This window comes from Streptomyces sp. NPDC003943 (genome assembly GCF_053605265.1).
Genome location: NZ_JBSGIW010000121.1, coordinates 1 through 18,255, shown reverse-complemented (window position 1 = coordinate 18,255; position 18,255 = coordinate 1). Strand labels below are relative to the sequence as shown.

Here is an 18,255-nt window from a genome sequence, read left to right as displayed (position 1 = left end):
CCAGTTGAATGACGGACATCGGCCCAGGCTACGCGCCGCCCGCTCCGTCGGGGAGGTCGAGCAGGCCGGCGTCGTGGACGAGGAGCGCGATCTGGCCACCATAGCCGTGCTGCTCATCGGCCCGGCCGGAGCCGGCAAGACCACCGTCGCCCGGCACTGGGCCGCCCGCCGGCCGGTGCCGACCGCCCACATCAGCCTCGACGACGTGCGCGAGTGGGTCTGCTCCGGCTTCGCCGACCCCCAGTCGGGCTGGAACGAGAACTCCGAGGCGCAGTACCGGCTGGCCCGCCGCACCTGCGGCTTCGCCGCCCGCAACTTCCTCGCCAACGGGATCTCCTGCATCCTCGACGACGCCGTCTTCCCCGACTGGCCGGTCGTCGGCCTCGGCGGCTGGAAGCGCCATGTCGGCCCCGGCCTGCTCCCGGTCGTCCTGCTGCCCGGCCTGGACGTCGTCCTGGAGCGCAACGCCGAGCGCAGCGGCAACCGGCGCCTCTCCGACGAGGAGGTCGCCGCGATCCACGGCCGGATGGCCGGCTGGTACGGCTCCGGGCTGCCGATCATCGACAACTCCTCCTACGACGTGGAGACCACCGCCCGGGTCCTGGACGACGTCCTCGCCCGCGCGATATCCGGCCAGCCCCTCGGCTGACCGCGCGGCCGCGCCCGGTCGGCGGCGCACAACAGGCCACGGCGCCCGGGCGCTCGTAGGCTCGGAACATGTCAGAGGTGTATGCGGAGCGTCGGGTACGGCTGCGCGACCGGTGCGCGGCCACGGGCAGCCCGGCAGCCCTGGTCTCCCGGCCCGCCAACGTCCGCTATCTCACGGGTGGTTCGCCCGCCGGTGCCGTGCTGCTGCTCGGCCCGGACGAGGACGTGCTGCTCCGTCCGACCGCCCCGGCCGGCGATCCGGCCGACGGGCACGTCGACGAGCTGCTGCGCCAGCTGCTGCTGCCCGTCGACGGCGGCGATCCGGCGGTCGCGGCCGTCGACTTCGCCCGCAAGGCGGGCACGGACGCCCTCTCCGTGGAGGAGCACCACCTGACCGTCGCCCGGCACCGCGCCATGGGCTCCGTCGCGCCCGGCCTGCGGCTCGCCGACCTGTCCACGGCCGTCGAGCAGCTGCGGATCGTCAAGGACGAGGACGAGATCGCCTGTCTGCGGATCGCCGCCGAGATCGCCGACCAGGCCCTCGGCGAGCTCCTGGAGTCCATCCTGGTCGGCCGGACCGAGCGGCACCTCGCCCTGGAGCTGGAGCGACGCCTGGTGGACCACGGCGCCGACGGCGCCGCCTTCCCCACCTCCGTGGCCACCGGGCCGCACTCCGGCCGGCCCGGGCACAAGCCCACCGACCGGCGGGTCGAGGAGGGCGACTTCCTCTCCGTCTGCCTCGGCGCCAACTACCGCGGCTACCGCTGCGAGATCGGCCGCACCTTCGTCATCGGCACCACCCCGGCGGACTGGCAGATCGACCTCTACGACCTCGTCTTCGCCGCTCAGCGGGCCGGCCGGGAGGCGCTCGCGCCCGGCGCCGACTACCGCGACGTGGACCGCGCGGCCCGGCAGATCCTCGCCGCGGCGGGCCACGGAGACGCCACCACGGCCCTCACCGGGCACGGCGTGGGCCTGGAAATCGACGAGGACCCGCAGCTCGCGCCCGCGGCCATGGGTAAACTGGACGCTTGCGTGCCGGTCACCGTCGAACCGGGGGTCCACCTCCCGGGCCGGGGCGGAGTCCGGATCGATGACACGCTCGTCGTACGCCAGGAGGCGGACGGCGGACCCGAGCTACTCACCATCACGACCAAGGAGCTGCTCGCGCTGTAGGCGCGCCCTGCCTTCTCGGTCACGTCAGTCCAGGAGATTCCGCAACCGTGGCTTCCACGAACGACCTCAAGAACGGCATGGTGCTCAAGCTCGAAGGCGGCCAGCTCTGGTCCGTCGTCGAGTTCCAGCACGTCAAGCCCGGCAAGGGCCCGGCCTTCGTGCGCACCAAGCTCAAGAACGTGCTGTCCGGCAAGGTCGTCGACAAGACCTTCAACGCTGGCGTGAAGGTCGACACCGCCACCATCGACCGCCGTGACATGCAGTTCTCCTACATGGACGGCGAGTACTTCGTCTTCATGGACATGGAGACCTACGACCAGCTGCACGTCGACAAGAAGGCCGTCGGCGACGCCGCCAACTTCCTCATCGAGGGCTTCACCGCCTCCGTCGCGCGCCACGAGGGCGAGGTGCTCTACGTCGAGCTCCCGGCCGCCGTCGAGCTCGTCATCGAGCACACCGACCCGGGCGTGCAGGGCGACCGCTCCACCGGTGGCACCAAGCCGGCCCGCCTGGAGACCGGCCACGAGATCCAGGTCCCGCTCTTCGTCACCACCGGTGAGAAGGTCAAGGTCGACACCCGCACCAGCGACTACCTCGGCCGGGTGAACAACTAACCGTGGCTGCCCGGAGCAAGGCCCGCAGGCGGGCCTTCCAGATCCTGTTCGAGGCCGACCAGCGCGGTGCCTCGGTTCAGGAGGTCCTCGCGGACCAGGTCCGGCAGCACCGGAACGACGACCGCCAGCCGCCGGTCAACGAGTTCACCATGCAGCTGGTCGAGGGCTACGCCAAGCACGTGGCCCGCATCGACGAGCTCATCGCCACCTACGCGGTGGACTGGGACCTCGACCGGATGCCGGCCGCCGACCGGAACATCGTGCGCCTCGCCGCGTACGAGCTGATCTGGGACGACGGCACCCCGGACGCGGTGGCGATCGACGAGGCCGTGAACCTCGCCAAGGAGTTCTCCACGGACGAGTCGCCGACCTTCGTCAACGGTCTGCTCGCGCGCTTCAAGGACCTGAAGCCGCGCCTGCGCCGCGACGCGGACGCCTAGCCCGTCCACGCGCCCTCAGGCAGTCGAAAGGGGCCCGCAGCACCTCGTGTGCTGCGGGCCCCTTCGTCGTACCGCCGAAACCGTCGCACCGGTACGCGAAAACGCCGGGACCCCGGGAGTCGTGGTGACTCCCGAGGCCCCGGCGGCACGTTTCTGCGACGACCCGGCAGGTCAGCTCGCGTCCTCGTGGGCGACCGCGCGGCGCGCGTCCGCGTCGAGCACACCCCAGCTGATCAGCTGCTCGGTGAGGACCGAGGGGGACTGGTCGTAGATCACGGCGAGGGTGCGCAGGTCGTCCTGGCGGATCGACAGCACCTTGCCGTTGTAGTCACCGCGCTGCGACTGGATCGTCGCCGCGTAGCGCTGCAGCGGACCGGCCTTCTCGGCGGGCACGTGGGCCAGTCGCTCCAGGTCCAGGACCAGCTTCGGCGGCGGCTCGGCGGCCCCGCCCGGCGTGGTGCCCGGCAGCAGCTCCTGCACCGGCACCCCGTAGAAGTCAGCGAGCTCGGCAAGCCGCTGGACGGTCACGGCGCGGTCGCCGCGCTCGTACGACCCCACCACGACCGCCTTCCAGCGGCCCTGCGACTTCTCCTCCACGCCGTGGAGGGAAAGGCCCTGCTGGGTGCGGATCGCACGGAGTTTGGCCCCGAGCTGCTTTGCGTATTCGCTTGACATAACGCTCCCGCTCGCTGTGACGATGTGCGGCTGCGCCGCGCGGCTGGTAACTCACTGTGAGGTTACGCAGCGTGACACTCTCCCGTCAAGCCGAATGGTCCATACCGCCCCCTCCCGGGGGACCGCGCCCGGAGTGGCGCACGGGGGGTGAGCAGGGACGCCGTCCGCCCCTGGTAAGGTGGATGGCGCAATTCCGACGTCCTTTAAGGTCCGTCCCGTGAGGCGGAGAAGGAGGTCCGTTTTCACATGGACGCTCAAGCGCAGTACGCCGATACGGCGAGGCCCGTTCTCGAGGCCCCCGACATCGCGCGGGTTCTGACCCGCATCGCCCACGAGATCGTCGAGCGCGCCAAGGGCGCCGACGACGTGGTCCTCCTCGGCATCCCGACCCGCGGTGTGTTCCTCGCCCGCCGGCTCGCCGAGAAGCTCGAATCGATCACCGGCACCGCCATCCCGGTCGGCTCCCTCGACATCACGATGTACCGGGACGACCTGCGGTTGAAGCCGGCCCGCGCCATCGGCCGCACCGAGATCCCCGGCGACGGCATCGACGGCCGTCTCGTCGTCCTCGTCGACGACGTCCTCTTCTCCGGCCGCACCATCCGCGCCGCGCTCGACGCCCTCGGCGACATCGGCCGCCCCCGCGCCGTCCAGCTCGCGGTCCTCGTCGACCGCGGCCACCGCGAACTTCCGATCCGCGCCGACTACGTCGGCAAGAACCTCCCCACGTCGCTGCGGGAGACGGTCAAGGTCCAGCTCGCCGAGGAGGACGGTCGCGACACCGTGCTGCTCGGCAGCAAGCCCGCCTCCTGACACCTTCACCGGCCCCTGACGGGAACCCGGGCACACCTCTGGGCACCCGTCTGCCCTCATCCTCCCCACCACGGAGAAAAACCCCGATGATGCGTCACCTCATCTCGGCCGCCGACCTCACCCGCGACGACGCCGTTCTGATCCTCGACACCGCCGAGGAGATGGCCCGGGTGGCCGACCGGCCCATCAAGAAGCTTCCGACCCTGCGCGGCCGGACCATCTGCAACCTCTTCTTCGAGGACTCCACCCGCACCCGGATCTCCTTCGAGGCGGCCGAGAAGCGCCTCTCCGCCGACGTGATCAACTTCGCGGCCAAGGGCTCCAGCGTCTCCAAGGGCGAGTCGCTCAAGGACACCGCGCAGACCCTGGAGGCGATGGGCGTCGACGCCGTCGTCATCCGGCACAGCGCCTCCGGCGCCCCCTACCGCCTGGCCACCTCCGGCTGGATCGACGCCCCCGTCATCAACGCCGGCGACGGCACCCACCAGCACCCCACCCAGGCCCTGCTGGACGCCTTCACCATGCGCCGCCGCCTGGTCGGCCGCGACGCCGGCCTCGGCAAGGACCTGGCCGGCAAGCGCATCACGCTCGTCGGCGACGTGCTGCACAGCCGGGTCGCCCGCTCCAACGTCGACCTGCTGCACACCCTCGGCGCCGAGGTCACCCTGGTGGCTCCGCCCACCCTGGTCCCGGTCGGGGTGGAGAGCTGGCCCTGCGAGGTCTCCTACGACCTCGACAGCGTGCTGCCGAAGTCCGACGCGGTGATGATGCTGCGTGTGCAGCGCGAGCGGATGAACGCCGCCTTCTTCCCGACCGAGCGCGAGTACTCGCGCCGCTACGGGCTCGACGGCGACCGGATGGCGAAGATGCCCGACCACGCCATCGTCATGCACCCCGGGCCCATGGTCCGCGGCATGGAGATCACCGCCGAGGTCGCCGACTCCGACCGCTGCACGGTCGTCGAGCAGGTCGCCAACGGCGTCTCCATCCGCATGGCCGTCCTCTACCTGCTGCTCGGCGGCTCCGAGCCCGCCGCCACCGCCACCACCCGTACCGAGGAGAACTGACCCCATGAGCAAGATCCTGATCCGTGGTGCGAAGGTGCTCGGCGGCGAGGCGCAGGACGTCCTGATCGACGGCGAGGTCATCGAAGCCGTCGGTACGGGCCTGTCGGCCGAGGGCGCAGAGGTCGTCGAGGCCGAGGGCAAGATCCTCCTCCCGGGCCTCGTCGACCTGCACACCCATCTGCGCGAGCCGGGCCGCGAGGACTCCGAGACCGTCCTCACCGGCACCCGTGCCGCCGCCTCCGGCGGCTACACGGCCGTCTTCGCGATGGCCAACACCCACCCGGTCGCCGACACCGCCGGCGTCGTCGAGCAGGTCTACCGGCTCGGCAAGGAGGCCGGCTACTGCGACGTGCAGCCCATCGGCGCCGTCACCGTCGGGCTGGAGGGCAAGAAGCTCGCCGAGCTCGGCGCCATGCACGACTCCGCCGCCGGTGTCACCGTCTTCTCCGACGACGGCAAGTGCGTCGACGACGCAGTGATCATGCGCCGCGCCCTGGAGTACGTGAAGGCGTTCGGCGGCGTCGTCGCCCAGCACGCCCAGGAGCCCCGGCTCACCGAGGGCGCCCAGATGAACGAGGGCGTCGTCTCCGCCGAGCTGGGCCTCGGCGGCTGGCCGGCCGTCGCCGAGGAGTCGATCATCGCCCGCGACGTCCTCCTCGCCGAGCACGTCGGCTCCCGCGTGCACATCTGCCACCTCTCCACCGCCGGCTCCGTCGAGATCGTCCGCTGGGCCAAGTCCCGCGGCATCGACGTCACCGCCGAGGTCACCCCGCACCACCTCCTCCTCACGGACGAGCTGGTCCGCTCGTACAACCCGGTCTACAAGGTCAACCCGCCGCTGCGCACCGAGCGTGACGTGATGGCGCTGCGCGAGGCCCTCGCCGACGGCACCATCGACATCGTCGCCACCGACCACGCCCCGCACCCGCACGAGGACAAGGACTGCGAGTGGGCCGCCGCCGCCATGGGCATGGTCGGCCTGGAGACCGCGCTCTCCGTGGTCCAGCAGACGATGGTCGAGACCGGCCTGCTCGACTGGGCCGGCGTCGCCGACCGCATGTCCGTCAAGCCCGCGCAGATCGGCCGGGCCACCGGGCACGGACGGCCCGTCTCGGCAGGTGAGCCCGCCAACCTGACCCTGGTCGATCCGGCATACCGTGGTGTCGTGGACCCCGCCGACTTCGCCTCCCGCAGCCGCAACACCCCCTACGAGGGCCGCGAGCTGCCGGGACGCGTCACCCACACGTTCCTGCGGGGCCGGGCAACGCTCGTCGACGGGAAGCTGGCGTGACACCACTCGTACCACTCGCAACCCTGGCGCACCTCGCGGCCGAACAGAAGTCCGCCGAGGTCACCGACTGGGCCGGACGGCTCGGCTGGGTCGCCGGACTGCTGCTCTTCGTCACCCTCGTCTACTGGCTGATGCGCCAGGGATGGAAGTGGCGCGGCAGCCTCCAGTCCGACCTCCCGGAACTCCCCGAGGTGCCGCAGGCCCCGGGTGAGGCGAAGCTGAGGCTCAGCGGCCGCTACCACGGCTCCACCACCGCCGGACAGTGGCTCGACCGGATCGTCGCCCACGGCCTCGGGCTGCGCAGCCGCGCCGAGCTCACCCTGACGGACGCCGGGATCGGCGTCGTACGCCCCGGGGCGAACGACTTCCTCATCCCGGCCGCGGCCCTGCGCGAGGCCCGGCTCGACAAGGGCATCGCAGGCAAGGTCCTCACCGAGGGCGGCCTCCTGGTCGTCACCTGGGAGCACGGCGGCAAGCTGCTCGACTCCGGCTTCCGCGCCGACCGGGCGGAGCAGCACGCCGCCTGGGTCGAGGCCCTGAACAACCTGAACACCGCAAGCACGACGGAAGGCATCGCACGATGACAACCTCCACCAGGGGAGCCAGCAAGGTTCCCGCCGTACTCGTCCTGGAGGACGGCCGCACCTTCCGCGGCCGCGCCTACGGGGCCGTGGGGGAGACCTTCGGCGAGGCCGTGTTCTCCACCGGCATGACCGGCTACCAGGAGACCCTCACCGACCCGTCGTACCACCGCCAGGTCGTCGTCATGACCGCCCCGCACGTCGGCAACACCGGCGTCAACGACGAGGACCCCGAGTCCGCCCGCATCTGGGTGGCCGGCTACGTCGTCCGCGACCCCGCCCGCGTGCCCTCCAACTGGCGCTCCCAGCGCTCCCTCGACGAGGAGCTGCGCCACCAGGGCATCGTCGGCATCCAGGGCATCGACACCCGCGCCCTCACCCGCCACCTGCGCGAGCGCGGCGCCATGCGCGTCGGCATCTTCTCCGGCAGCGCGCTCCCCGACGAGGGCACCATGCTCGCCGAGGTCCGCCAGGCCCCCGAGATGAGCGGCGCCGACCTCTCCGCCGAGGTCGCCACCAAGGAGGCGTACGTCGTCCCCGCGATCGGTGAGAAGAAGTTCACCGTCGCCGCCGTCGACCTCGGCATCAAGGGCATGACCCCGCACCGGATGGCCGAGCGCGGCATCGAGGTCCACGTGCTGCCCGCCACCGCCACCGCCGAGGACGTCTACGCCGTCAACCCCGACGGCGTGTTCTTCTCCAACGGCCCGGGCGACCCGGCCACCGCGGACGGCCCCGTCGCCGTCATGCAGGAGGTCCTGCGCCGCAAGACCCCGCTCTTCGGCATCTGCTTCGGCAACCAGATCCTCGGCCGCGCGCTCGGCTTCGGCACCTACAAGCTGAAGTACGGCCACCGGGGCATCAACCAGCCGGTCCAGGACCGCACCACCGGCAAGGTCGAGGTCACCGCGCACAACCACGGCTTCGCCGTCGACGCGCCGCTCGACAAGGTCTCCGACACCCCCTTCGGGCGCGCCGAGGTCTCCCACGTGTGCCTGAACGACAACGTCGTGGAGGGCCTGCACCTGCTCGACCAGCCGGCCTTCTCCGTCCAGTACCACCCCGAGGCGGCCGCGGGCCCGCACGACGCCGCGTACCTCTTCGACCGCTTCGTGACCCTCATGGAGGCCGAGCGTGCCTAAGCGCACCGATATCCAGTCCGTCCTGGTCATCGGCTCCGGCCCGATCGTCATCGGCCAGGCCGCCGAGTTCGACTACTCCGGCACCCAGGCCTGCCGTGTCCTCAAGTCCGAGGGCATGCGCGTCATCCTGGTCAACTCCAACCCGGCCACGATCATGACCGACCCGGAGATCGCCGACGCCACCTACGTCGAGCCGATCACCCCGGAGTTCGTCGAGAAGATCATCGCCAAGGAGCGCCCCGACGCCCTCCTGCCGACGCTGGGCGGCCAGACGGCCCTCAACACGGCGATCGCCATGCACGAGCAGGGCGTCCTGGAGAAGTACGGCGTCGAGCTCATCGGCGCCAACGTGGAGGCGATCCACAAGGGCGAGGACCGCGACCTCTTCAAGGGCGTCGTCGAGGCCGTCAACGCCAAGATCGGCCACGGCGAGTCCGCCCGCTCGGTCATCTGCCACTCGATGGACGACGTCCTCAAGGGCGTCGAGACGCTCGGCGGCTACCCCGTCGTCGTCCGCCCCTCCTTCACCATGGGCGGCGCCGGCTCCGGCTTCGCCCACGACGAGGAGGAGCTGCGCCGCATCGCCGGCCAGGGCCTCACGCTCTCCCCGACCACCGAGGTGCTCCTGGAGGAGTCCATCCTCGGCTGGAAGGAGTACGAGCTGGAGCTCATGCGCGACAAGCACGACAACGTCGTGGTCGTCTGCTCCATCGAGAACTTCGACCCCATGGGCGTCCACACCGGCGACTCGATCACCGTCGCCCCGGCGATGACGCTCACCGACCGCGAGTACCAGGTGCTGCGTGACGTCGGCATCGCGATCATCCGCGAGGTCGGCGTCGACACCGGCGGCTGCAACATCCAGTTCGCGGTCAACCCGGACGACGGCCGCATCATCGTCATCGAGATGAACCCGCGCGTCTCCCGCTCCTCCGCGCTCGCCTCCAAGGCCACCGGCTTCCCGATCGCCAAGATCGCCGCCCGGCTCGCCGTCGGCTACACGCTGGACGAGATCCCGAACGACATCACCGAGAAGACGCCGGCCTCCTTCGAGCCGACCCTCGACTACGTCGTCGTCAAGGCCCCGCGCTTCGCCTTCGAGAAGTTCCCGTCCGCCGACTCCACGCTGACCACGACCATGAAGTCGGTCGGCGAGGCCATGGCGATCGGCCGCAACTTCACCGAGGCCCTGCAGAAGGCCCTGCGCTCCCTGGAGAAGAAGGGCTCGCAGTTCGCCTTCACCGGCGAGCCGGGCGACAAGGCCGAGCTGCTCCGCGAGGCGGTCCGCCCGACCGACGGCCGCATCAACACGGTCATGCAGGCCATCCGCGCGGGCGCCACGCCCGAGGAGGTCTTCGAGTTCACCAAGATCGACCCGTGGTTCGTCGACCAGCTCTTCCTCATCAAGGAGATCGCCGACGAGCTCGCCGAGGCCGAGAAGCTCGACCCCGAGCTGCTCGCCGAGGCCAAGCGGCACGGCTTCTCCGACGCCCAGATCGCCGAGATCCGCGGCCTGCGCGAGGACGTCGTCCGCGAGGTCCGGCACGCGCTCGGCGTCCGCCCGGTCTACAAGACGGTCGACACCTGCGCCGCCGAGTTCGCCGCGAAGACCCCCTACTTCTACTCCTCGTACGACGAGGAGAGCGAGGTCGCGCCGCGCACCAAGCCCGCCGTGATCATCCTGGGCTCCGGCCCGAACCGCATCGGCCAGGGCATCGAGTTCGACTACTCCTGCGTCCACGCCTCCTTCGCCCTCAGCGACGCGGGCTACGAGACCGTGATGGTCAACTGCAACCCGGAGACCGTCTCCACGGACTACGACACCTCCGACCGCCTGTACTTCGAGCCGCTGACGCTCGAGGACGTCCTCGAGATCGTCCACGCCGAGTCGCTCGCCGGCCCGATCGCCGGTGTCGTCGTCCAGCTCGGCGGCCAGACCCCGCTGGGTCTCGCCCAGGCGCTCAAGGACAACGGCGTGCCGGTCGTCGGCACCTCCCCGGAGGCCATCCACGCCGCCGAGGACCGCGGCGCCTTCGGCCAGGTCCTCGCCGACGCGGGCCTCCCGGCCCCGAAGCACGGCACCGCGACCACCTTCGCCGGCGCCAAGGCCATCGCCGACGAGATCGGCTACCCCGTGCTCGTGCGCCCGTCGTACGTGCTCGGCGGCCGCGGCATGGAGATCGTCTACGACGAGGCGCGCCTGGAGGCGTACATCGCCGAGTCCACCGAGATCTCCCCGACCCGCCCGGTCCTCGTCGACCGCTTCCTCGACGACGCCATCGAGATCGATGTCGACGCGCTCTACGACGGCGAGGAGCTCTACCTCGGCGGCGTCATGGAGCACATCGAGGAGGCCGGCATCCACTCCGGCGACTCGGCCTGCGCCCTGCCCCCGATCACCCTCGGCGGTTTCGACATCAAGCGGCTTCGCGCCTCCACCGAGGCCATCGCCAAGGGCGTCGGCGTGCGCGGCCTGATCAACATCCAGTTCGCGATGGCCGGCGACATCCTGTACGTCCTGGAGGCCAACCCGCGCGCCTCCCGCACCGTCCCCTTCACCTCGAAGGCGACCGCGGTGCCGCTCGCGAAGGCCGCCGCCCGCATCTCGCTCGGCGCCACCATCGCCGAGCTGCGCGCCGAGGGCCTGCTGCCGAAGACCGGCGACGGCGGCACCCTGCCGCTCGACGCGCCGATCTCCGTCAAGGAGGCCGTGATGCCGTGGAGCCGCTTCCGCGACATCCACGGCCGCGGCGTGGACACCGTCCTCGGCCCGGAGATGCGCTCCACCGGCGAGGTCATGGGCATCGACTCGGTCTTCGGCACGGCGTACGCCAAGTCGCAGGCCGGCGCCTACGGCCCGCTGCCCACCAAGGGCCGCGCGTTCATCTCGGTCGCCAACCGCGACAAGCGCTCGATGATCTTCCCGGCCCGTGAGCTGGTCGCCCACGGCTTCGAGCTGCTCGCCACCTCCGGCACGGCCGAGGTGCTCAAGCGCAACGGCATCAACGCCACGATCGTGCGCAAGCAGTCCGAGGGCGAGGGCCCGAACGGCGAGAAGACCATCGTCCAGCTCATCCACGACGGCCAGGTCGACCTGATCGTCAACACCCCGTACGGCACCGGCGGCCGCCTCGACGGCTACGAGATCCGTACGGCGGCGGTGGCCCGCTCCGTCCCGTGCCTGACCACGGTGCAGGCCCTCGCGGCGGCCGTCCAGGGCATCGAGGCCCTCGGTCGCGGCGAGGTGGGCGTCCGCTCGCTCCAGGAGCACGCGGAGCACCTGACCGCGGCCCGCGACTAAGCAGCCCGAACGACGAGGGGGGCACCGGCACGACCTGCCGGTGTCCCCCTCGTCACGAGCAGACCTGGACATCCGATACCCATGTACAAGTTCTTCTTCAACCTGGTCTTCAAGCGGATGGACCCCGAGGAGGCCCACTACCTGGCCTTCCGCTGGATCCGGCTCGCCGCCCGCACCCCGGTCCTGCGCACCTTCGTCGCGGCCGTCCTCGCCCCCCGCCACAAGGAGCTGCGCACCGAGGCCCTGGGCCTGCGCATGCACGGCCCCTTCGGCCTCGCCGCCGGCTTCGACAAGAACGCCGTCGCCATCGACGGCATGTCCATGCTGGGCTTCGACCACGTCGAGATCGGCACCGTCACGGGCGAGGCGCAGCCGGGCAACCCCAAGAAGCGCCTCTTCCGGCTCGTCCCGGACCGCGCCCTGATCAACCGCATGGGCTTCAACAACGAGGGCTCGGCCGCCGTCGCCGCCCGCCTGGCCGCCCGTAACCCGGTCTTCAGGACCGTCGTGGGCGTCAACATCGGCAAGACCAAGGTCGTGCCCGAGGCCGAGGCCGCCGCCGACTACGTGAAGTCCACCGAGCGGCTCGCCCGGCACGCCGACTACCTGGTCGTCAACGTCTCCTCGCCGAACACCCCGGGCCTGCGCAACCTCCAGGCCACCGAGTCGCTGCGCCCGCTGCTCACGGCCGTACGCGAGGCCGCCGACCGCTCCGTGACCGGCCGCCGCGTCCCGCTCCTCGTCAAGATCGCCCCCGACCTCGCCGACGAGGACGTGGACGCCGTCGCCGACCTGGCCCTGGAGCTCGGCCTGGACGGCATCATCGCCACCAACACCACCATCGCCCGCGAGGGCCTCGGCCTGAAGTCCGACCCGGCCCTCGTCAAGGAGACCGGCGGCCTGTCCGGCGCCCCCGTCAAGCAGCGCTCCCTGGAGGTGCTCCGCCGGCTGTACGCGCGCGTGGGCGACCGGATCGTGCTCGTCGGCGTCGGCGGCATCGAGAACGCCGAGGACGCCTGGCAGCGGATCCTGGCCGGCGCCACCCTGATCCAGGGCTACAGCGCCTTCATCTACGAGGGCCCGTTCTACGCCCGCGCCATCCACAAGGGCCTCGCCGCGCGCCTCGCGGCCTCCCCGTACGCCACCCTCGCCGAGGCCGTCGGCGCCGACACCCGAAAGGCCGCGAAGTGACCCTGGAGAACAACCCGGCTCCCCGCCTGGCTCCCTTCGGCGCCCGCCTGCGCGCGGCCATGGACGAGCGCGGCCCGCTGTGCGTCGGCATCGACCCGCACGCGGCGCTGCTCGACTCCTGGGGCCTGGCCGACGACATCGCGGGCCTGGAGCGCTTCACGTACACCGTCGTCGAGGCCCTGGCCGGCACCGTCGCCGTCTTCAAGCCGCAGGCCGCCTTCTTCGAGCGCTTCGGCTCGCGCGGTGTCGCCGTCCTGGAGCGCGCGACCGCCGATCTGCGGGAGGCGGGCGGTCTCGTCGTCATGGACGCCAAGCGCGGCGACATCGGCTCCACCATGGGCGCGTACGCGGAGGCGTTCCTGCGCCCCGACTCGCCGCTCTTCTCGGACGCGCTGACGGTCTCCCCGTACCTCGGTTACGGCTCCCTGAAGCCGGCCGTCGACCTGGCCCGGGCGTCCGGTGCCGGTCTGTTCGTCCTCGCCCTGACCTCCAACCCGGAGGGCGCCGAGGTCCAGCGGGCCGTCCGCGAGGACGGGAGGACCATCGGCGCGACGATGCTGGCGCACCTGGCCGAGGAGAACGCGGGGGAGGCCCCGATGGGCTCCTTCGGCGCGGTCGTCGGCGCCACGCTCGGCGATCTGTCCGCCTTCGACCTCGACATCAACGGACCGCTGCTCGCCCCGGGCATCGGCGCCCAGGGCGCGACCCCGGCCGACCTGCCGAAGGTGTTCGGCGCGGCCGTCCGCAACGTGGTCCCGAACGTCAGCCGCGGGGTCCTGAAGGCGGGTCCGGACGCCGGTGCGCTGCGTGCCGCGGCGGAACGTTACGCGAACGAGATCCGGGAGTCCGTGGCCGGCTGAGGCACCTCGGAACCCCTCCGGGGCGCATTCTCGCCAATCCGCAGGTCGGAGCGGCGTGTCTGAGCCGTCTCACTCCTTGACAAAAGTTGACCCAAAATCGGGTCGAAATGCCCGAAAAGTCCTGGTCGGTCGATGCTGACCAGGACTTTTCCTCTGTTCTCGCTGACTGGAGCGCCCGTGGCCGCTAGTCTCCGGGACAGAGTCGGCGTTCGGCGTACTCCACGCGGTTCGCTGCTCCACTGGTGTGGGGCGCTCCACTCGTGTGGGGTGCCCGGCTTTCCACCGGTCCGTATCCGACAGTTCGACATCCGAGGTGACGTAGGCGTGGCTCTTCCGCCCCTTACCCCTGAACAGCGCGCAGCCGCGCTCGAAAAGGCCGCCGCGGCTCGCCGGGAGCGGGCCGAGGTCAAGAATCGACTCAAGCACTCCGGCGCCTCGCTCCACGAGGTCATCAAGCAGGGCCAGGAGAACGACGTCATCGGCAAGATGAAGGTCTCCGCGCTGCTCGAGTCCCTGCCGGGCGTGGGCAAGGTCCGCGCCAAGCAGATCATGGAGCGCCTCGGCATCTCCGAGAGCCGTCGTGTGCGCGGTCTCGGTTCCAACCAGATCGCCTCCCTGGAGCGCGAGTTCGGCGGCGCCGGCGCCTGAGTGCGCCCCGGCGGCACCGGCGGCCCGGGACCGCGCGTCCCGGGCACCCCGGTGAAGCTGGAATAATCGCTGCATGGCAGCAGAGGTACGTCCGCGGCTGACCGTGCTCTCCGGACCCTCCGGGGTGGGAAAGAGCACGGTCGTCGCTCATATGCGCAAGGTCCACCCCGAGGTCTGGCTCTCGGTGTCGGCCACGACACGGAAGCCGAGGCCCGGCGAGAAGCACGGCGTCCAGTACTTCTTCGTCACGGACGACGAGTTCGACAAGCTGATCGCCAACGGCGAGCTGCTGGAGTGGGCCGAGTTCGCGGGCAACCGCTACGGCACCCCGCGCCGCGCGGTCCTCGACCGCCTGGAGGCCGGCGAGCCCGTACTCCTGGAGATCGACCTCCAGGGCGCGCGCCAGGTGAAGGACTCCATGGCCGAGGCCCAGCTGGTCTTCCTGGCCCCGCCGAGCTGGGAGGAGCTGGTCCGCCGGCTCACCGGCCGCGGCACGGAGTCGCCCGAGGTCATCGAGCGCCGGCTGGACGCCGCGAAGATCGAACTCGCCGCCGAGTCGGAGTTCGACACCACGCTCGTCAACACCTCGGTCGAGGACGTCGCGCGTGAGCTGCTAACGTTGATGAACGTTGTCTGATCTTTTATCCGTCATGATCCGTGATCGGATATCCATCTTCGGAAGGTAGAGCGTGTCCTCTTCCATCACCGCGCCCGAGGGCATCATCAACCCGCCGATCGACGAGCTGCTCGAGGCGACGGACTCCAAGTACAGCCTCGTGATCTACGCCGCCAAGCGCGCGCGCCAGATCAACGCGTACTACTCGCAGCTGGGCGAGGGCCTGCTCGAGTACGTCGGTCCGCTCGTCGACACCCACGTCCACGAGAAGCCGCTCTCGATCGCGCTGCGCGAGATCAACGCGGGCCTGCTGACCTCCGAGGCCATCGAGGGCCCGGCTCAGTAAGCACCCGGCAGTAGTGTCCACAGGCCCGGCGGAACATCCGCCGGGCCTGTGGTGTCTCATGGAGTCGTACGCATCCGAGTGCGGGGAGTGGCAATCGTGACCAAGCCGAAGGTCGTCCTGGGCGTGAGCGGCGGCATCGCCGCCTACAAGGCGTGCGAGCTGCTGCGCCGGCTCACCGAGTCCGGGCACGACGTCCGTGTCGTCCCCACCGACTCCGCCCTGCACTTCGTCGGCGCGGCCACCTGGTCCGCCCTCTCCGGCAACCCCGTCTCCACCGAGGTCTGGCACACCGTCCACGAGGTCCCGCACGTCCGCATCGGCCAGGCCGCCGACCTCGTCGTGGTCGCCCCCGCCACCGCGGACATGCTGGCCAAGGCCGCCCACGGCCTCGCCGACGACCTGCTCACCAACACCCTGCTGACCGCCCGCTGTCCGGTGGTCTTCGCCCCGGCCATGCACACCGAGATGTGGGAGCACCCGGCCACCCAGGAGAACGTGGCCACGCTGCGCCGCCGCGGCGCCGTCGTCATCGAGCCCGCCGTCGGCCGCCTCACCGGCGTCGACACCGGCAAGGGCCGGCTGCCCGACCCCGGCGAGATCTTCGAGATCTGCCGTCGCGTCCTCGCTCGGGGGGTCGCGGCGCCCGACCTGGCCGGCCGACATGTCGTGGTCAGCGCCGGCGGCACCCGCGAGCCCCTCGACCCGGTCCGCTACCTGGGCAACCGCTCCTCCGGCAAGCAGGGCTACGCCCTCGCCAAGGCCGCCGCGGCCCGCGGCGCCCGGGTCACCCTGATCGAGGCCAACACCGGGCTGCCCGACCCGGCGGGCGTCGACGTGGTGCGGGTCGGCACCGCCGTCCAGCTCCGCGAGGCCGTCCTGAAGGCCGCGGCGGACGCCGACGCGGTCGTGATGGCCGCGGCGGTGGCCGATTTCCGCCCCGCCTCCTACGCCACCGGAAAGATCAAGAAGACCGACGACGGCGGCGCGCCCACCATCGAGCTGGTCCGCAACCCCGACGTCCTCGCCGAGATCTCCGCCGAGCGCGCGCTGCCCGGCCAGGTCGTCGTCGGCTTCGCCGCCGAGACGGACGACGTGCTCGCCAACGGACGCACCAAGCTCCGCCGAAAGGGCTGTGACCTGCTGGTCGTCAACGAGGTGGGGGAGCGCAAGACCTTCGGCTCGGAGCAGAACGAGGCCGTGGTCCTCGCCGCCGACGGCACCGAGACCCCCGTACCGTACGGGCCGAAGGAGGCGCTGGCGGAGACGGTCTGGGACCTCGTGGTGCCGCGTCTGCGTACCGTGTCGGAGTGAATTCCGCGTCAACGCGGCACGGCGCGCGCACGGCGCCGGGCTGACGCCGGGAAACCCCCGCACTTTCGGACAAAGAGCCAGGTCTGGGGCCTGATCATCGCGCGGTTCAAGGTCGAATACCGCACAGATCACGCTATCCACGGCCGGGGACCTGGCCATCTGCCCGATCGTGCCCGATAGACTGTTCTCGGAACGTCGCGGGGCGCAGCCCCCTGCCGGTCCGCAATCGATAGCCAGCAGCCGCTGCAACCCCAGGGAGCGTTGTGTCCCGTCGACTGTTCACCTCGGAGTCCGTGACCGAGGGTCACCCCGACAAGATCGCTGACCAGATCAGCGACACCATCCTCGACGCGCTGCTCAAGGAGGACCCCACCTCCCGCGTCGCCGTCGAGACGCTGATCACCACCGGCCTCGTGCACGTCGCCGGTGAGGTCACCACCAAGGCGTGGGCGGACATCCCCACCCTCGTCCGCGGCAAGATCCTCGAGATCGGGTACGACTCCTCGAAGAAGGGCTTCGACGGCGCCTCCTGCGGCGTCTCGGTCTCCATCGGGTCGCAGTCCCCGGACATCGCGCAGGGCGTCGACAGCGCCTACGAGGCCCGTGTCGAGGGCGACGAGGACGAGCTCGACAAGCAGGGCGCCGGCGACCAGGGCCTGATGTTCGGCTACGCGTCGGACGAGACCCCGGAGCTCATGCCGCTCCCGATCTACCTCGCGCACCGCCTCTCGCGCCGCCTCACCGAGGTCCGCAAGAACGGGACCATCCCGTACCTGCGCCCCGACGGCAAGACCCAGGTCACCATCGAGTACGACGGCGACAAGGCCGTCCGCCTCGACACGGTCGTCGTCTCCTCGCAGCACGCCTCCGACATCGACCTCGAGTCGCTGCTCGCGCCCGACATCCGTGAGTTCGTCGTCGAGCACGTCCTCAAGCAGCTCGTCGAGGACGGCATCAAGCTCGACACCGAGGGCTACCGCCTCCTGGTCAACCCGACCGGCCGCTTCGAGATCGGCGGCCCGATGGGCGACGCCGGCCTCACCGGCCGCAAGATCATCATCGACACCTACGGCGGCATGGCCCGCCACGGTGGCGGCGCCTTCTCCGGCAAGGACCCGTCCAAGGTCGACCGCTCGGCCGCCTACGCCATGCGCTGGGTCGCCAAGAACGTCGTCGCCGCGGGCCTCGCCTCCCGCTGCGAGGTCCAGGTCGCGTACGCGATCGGCAAGGCCGAGCCCGTCGGTCTCTTCGTCGAGACCTTCGGCACCAACACGATCGACACGGACAAGATCGAGCAGGCCATCGCCGAGGTCTTCGACCTCCGCCCGGCCGCGATCATCCGCGACCTCGACCTGCTCCGCCCGATCTACTCCCAGACCGCCGCCTACGGCCACTTCGGCCGTGAGCTGCCGGACTTCACCTGGGAGCGCACGGACCGCGTGGACGCGCTGAAGAAGGCCGCCGGCCTGTTCCCCGCAGTTCCGTCCCGGATGCTCCAGGCCGTCGGCTCCCTCCGCGCCGGCGGCGCCGTCAGC

General features: G+C 71.0%; 17 protein-coding genes and 1 pseudogene. 17 read left to right on the top strand and 1 reads right to left on the bottom strand.

The genetic code is table 11. From position 1 onward, the window contains the following. From ACWEV0_RS32815 to nusB, 4 genes are all read left to right on the top strand, one after another. A partial coding sequence (locus ACWEV0_RS32815) for an AAA family ATPase (RefSeq protein WP_453153376.1) occupies positions 1-649 on the top strand: 649 nt, incomplete at its 5' end. A gap of 68 nt (positions 650-717) precedes the next feature. Beyond that, the gene (locus ACWEV0_RS32810; RefSeq protein WP_453153374.1) at positions 718-1,824 is read left to right on the top strand and encodes an aminopeptidase P family protein; all 1,107 of its coding nucleotides are present in this window, start codon (positions 718-720) and stop codon (positions 1,822-1,824) included. 47 nt (positions 1,825-1,871) lie between these two features. Then, the gene (efp, locus tag ACWEV0_RS32805; protein WP_453153372.1) at positions 1,872-2,438 is read left to right on the top strand and encodes an elongation factor P; all 567 of its coding nucleotides are present in this window, start codon (positions 1,872-1,874) and stop codon (positions 2,436-2,438) included. 2 nt (positions 2,439-2,440) lie between these two features. After that, on the top strand, positions 2,441-2,878 hold the full coding sequence (nusB, locus tag ACWEV0_RS32800; RefSeq protein WP_453153370.1) for a transcription antitermination factor NusB: 438 nt from the start codon (positions 2,441-2,443) through the stop codon (positions 2,876-2,878). Between the two features lie 171 nt (positions 2,879-3,049). On the opposite strand, the gene bldD is transcribed toward nusB, so the two are convergent. Beyond that, positions 3,050-3,553: a transcriptional regulator BldD gene (gene bldD / locus ACWEV0_RS32795; RefSeq protein ID WP_403796741.1), complete on the bottom strand. Its 504-nt coding sequence runs from the start codon at positions 3,551-3,553 to the stop codon at positions 3,050-3,052. 246 nt (positions 3,554-3,799) lie between these two features. Between bldD and pyrR the strand changes: the two genes are divergently transcribed. From pyrR to metK, 13 genes and pseudogenes are all read left to right on the top strand, one after another. Beyond that, on the top strand, positions 3,800-4,366 hold the full coding sequence (gene pyrR, locus ACWEV0_RS32790) for a bifunctional pyr operon transcriptional regulator/uracil phosphoribosyltransferase PyrR (RefSeq protein WP_403796738.1): 567 nt from the start codon (positions 3,800-3,802) through the stop codon (positions 4,364-4,366). Positions 4,367-4,452: 86 nt separating this feature from the next. Beyond that, on the top strand, positions 4,453-5,433 hold the full coding sequence (locus tag ACWEV0_RS32785; RefSeq protein WP_453153367.1) for an aspartate carbamoyltransferase catalytic subunit: 981 nt from the start codon (positions 4,453-4,455) through the stop codon (positions 5,431-5,433). A 4-nt stretch (positions 5,434-5,437) separates the two neighbouring features. Then, a complete protein-coding gene (locus ACWEV0_RS32780) occupies positions 5,438-6,724 on the top strand; it encodes a dihydroorotase (protein ID WP_453153365.1) in 1,287 nt (428 codons plus the stop codon). Then, positions 6,721-7,308 carry a PH-like domain-containing protein gene (locus ACWEV0_RS32775; protein WP_453153363.1) on the top strand — a complete coding sequence of 196 codons (588 nt, stop codon included), beginning with the start codon at positions 6,721-6,723 and terminating at the stop codon, positions 7,306-7,308. Before ACWEV0_RS32780 ends, ACWEV0_RS32775 begins: the two co-directional genes overlap by 4 nt. Continuing rightward, the gene (gene carA / locus ACWEV0_RS32770; RefSeq protein WP_453153361.1) at positions 7,305-8,447 is read left to right on the top strand and encodes a glutamine-hydrolyzing carbamoyl-phosphate synthase small subunit; all 1,143 of its coding nucleotides are present in this window, start codon (positions 7,305-7,307) and stop codon (positions 8,445-8,447) included. The genes ACWEV0_RS32775 and carA overlap by 4 nt, the downstream gene beginning before the upstream one ends. Beyond that, positions 8,440-11,748 carry a carbamoyl-phosphate synthase large subunit gene (gene carB, locus ACWEV0_RS32765; RefSeq protein WP_453153359.1) on the top strand — a complete coding sequence of 1,103 codons (3,309 nt, stop codon included), beginning with the start codon at positions 8,440-8,442 and terminating at the stop codon, positions 11,746-11,748. Before carA ends, carB begins: the two co-directional genes overlap by 8 nt. Before the next feature lie 81 nt (positions 11,749-11,829). After that, the gene (locus ACWEV0_RS32760; RefSeq protein ID WP_453153357.1) at positions 11,830-12,939 is read left to right on the top strand and encodes a quinone-dependent dihydroorotate dehydrogenase; all 1,110 of its coding nucleotides are present in this window, start codon (positions 11,830-11,832) and stop codon (positions 12,937-12,939) included. Next, the gene (gene pyrF, locus ACWEV0_RS32755) at positions 12,936-13,799 is read left to right on the top strand and encodes an orotidine-5'-phosphate decarboxylase (protein WP_453153355.1); all 864 of its coding nucleotides are present in this window, start codon (positions 12,936-12,938) and stop codon (positions 13,797-13,799) included. Before ACWEV0_RS32760 ends, pyrF begins: the two co-directional genes overlap by 4 nt. 324 nt (positions 13,800-14,123) lie before the next feature. Then, positions 14,124-14,447, top strand: a complete 324-nt coding sequence (locus tag ACWEV0_RS32750; RefSeq protein ID WP_030493613.1) for an integration host factor — start codon at positions 14,124-14,126, stop codon at positions 14,445-14,447. Between the two features lie 73 nt (positions 14,448-14,520). Beyond that, positions 14,521-15,084 (top strand): guanylate kinase, encoded by a 564-nt coding sequence (gene gmk, locus ACWEV0_RS32745; RefSeq protein ID WP_453153353.1) that lies wholly within the window; start codon positions 14,521-14,523, stop codon positions 15,082-15,084. A 52-nt stretch (positions 15,085-15,136) separates the two neighbouring features. Beyond that, positions 15,137-15,409 (top strand): DNA-directed RNA polymerase subunit omega, encoded by a 273-nt coding sequence (rpoZ, locus tag ACWEV0_RS32740; RefSeq protein ID WP_005319902.1) that lies wholly within the window; start codon positions 15,137-15,139, stop codon positions 15,407-15,409. Positions 15,410-15,505: 96 nt separating this feature from the next. After that, a complete protein-coding gene (gene coaBC / locus ACWEV0_RS32735) occupies positions 15,506-16,720 on the top strand; it encodes a bifunctional phosphopantothenoylcysteine decarboxylase/phosphopantothenate--cysteine ligase CoaBC (protein ID WP_453153351.1) in 1,215 nt (404 codons plus the stop codon). Between the two features lie 263 nt (positions 16,721-16,983). Beyond that, positions 16,984-18,189, top strand: a pseudogene (gene metK / locus ACWEV0_RS32730) (methionine adenosyltransferase); the annotation flags it as partial. Between the last annotated feature and the right edge of the window lie 66 nt (positions 18,190-18,255).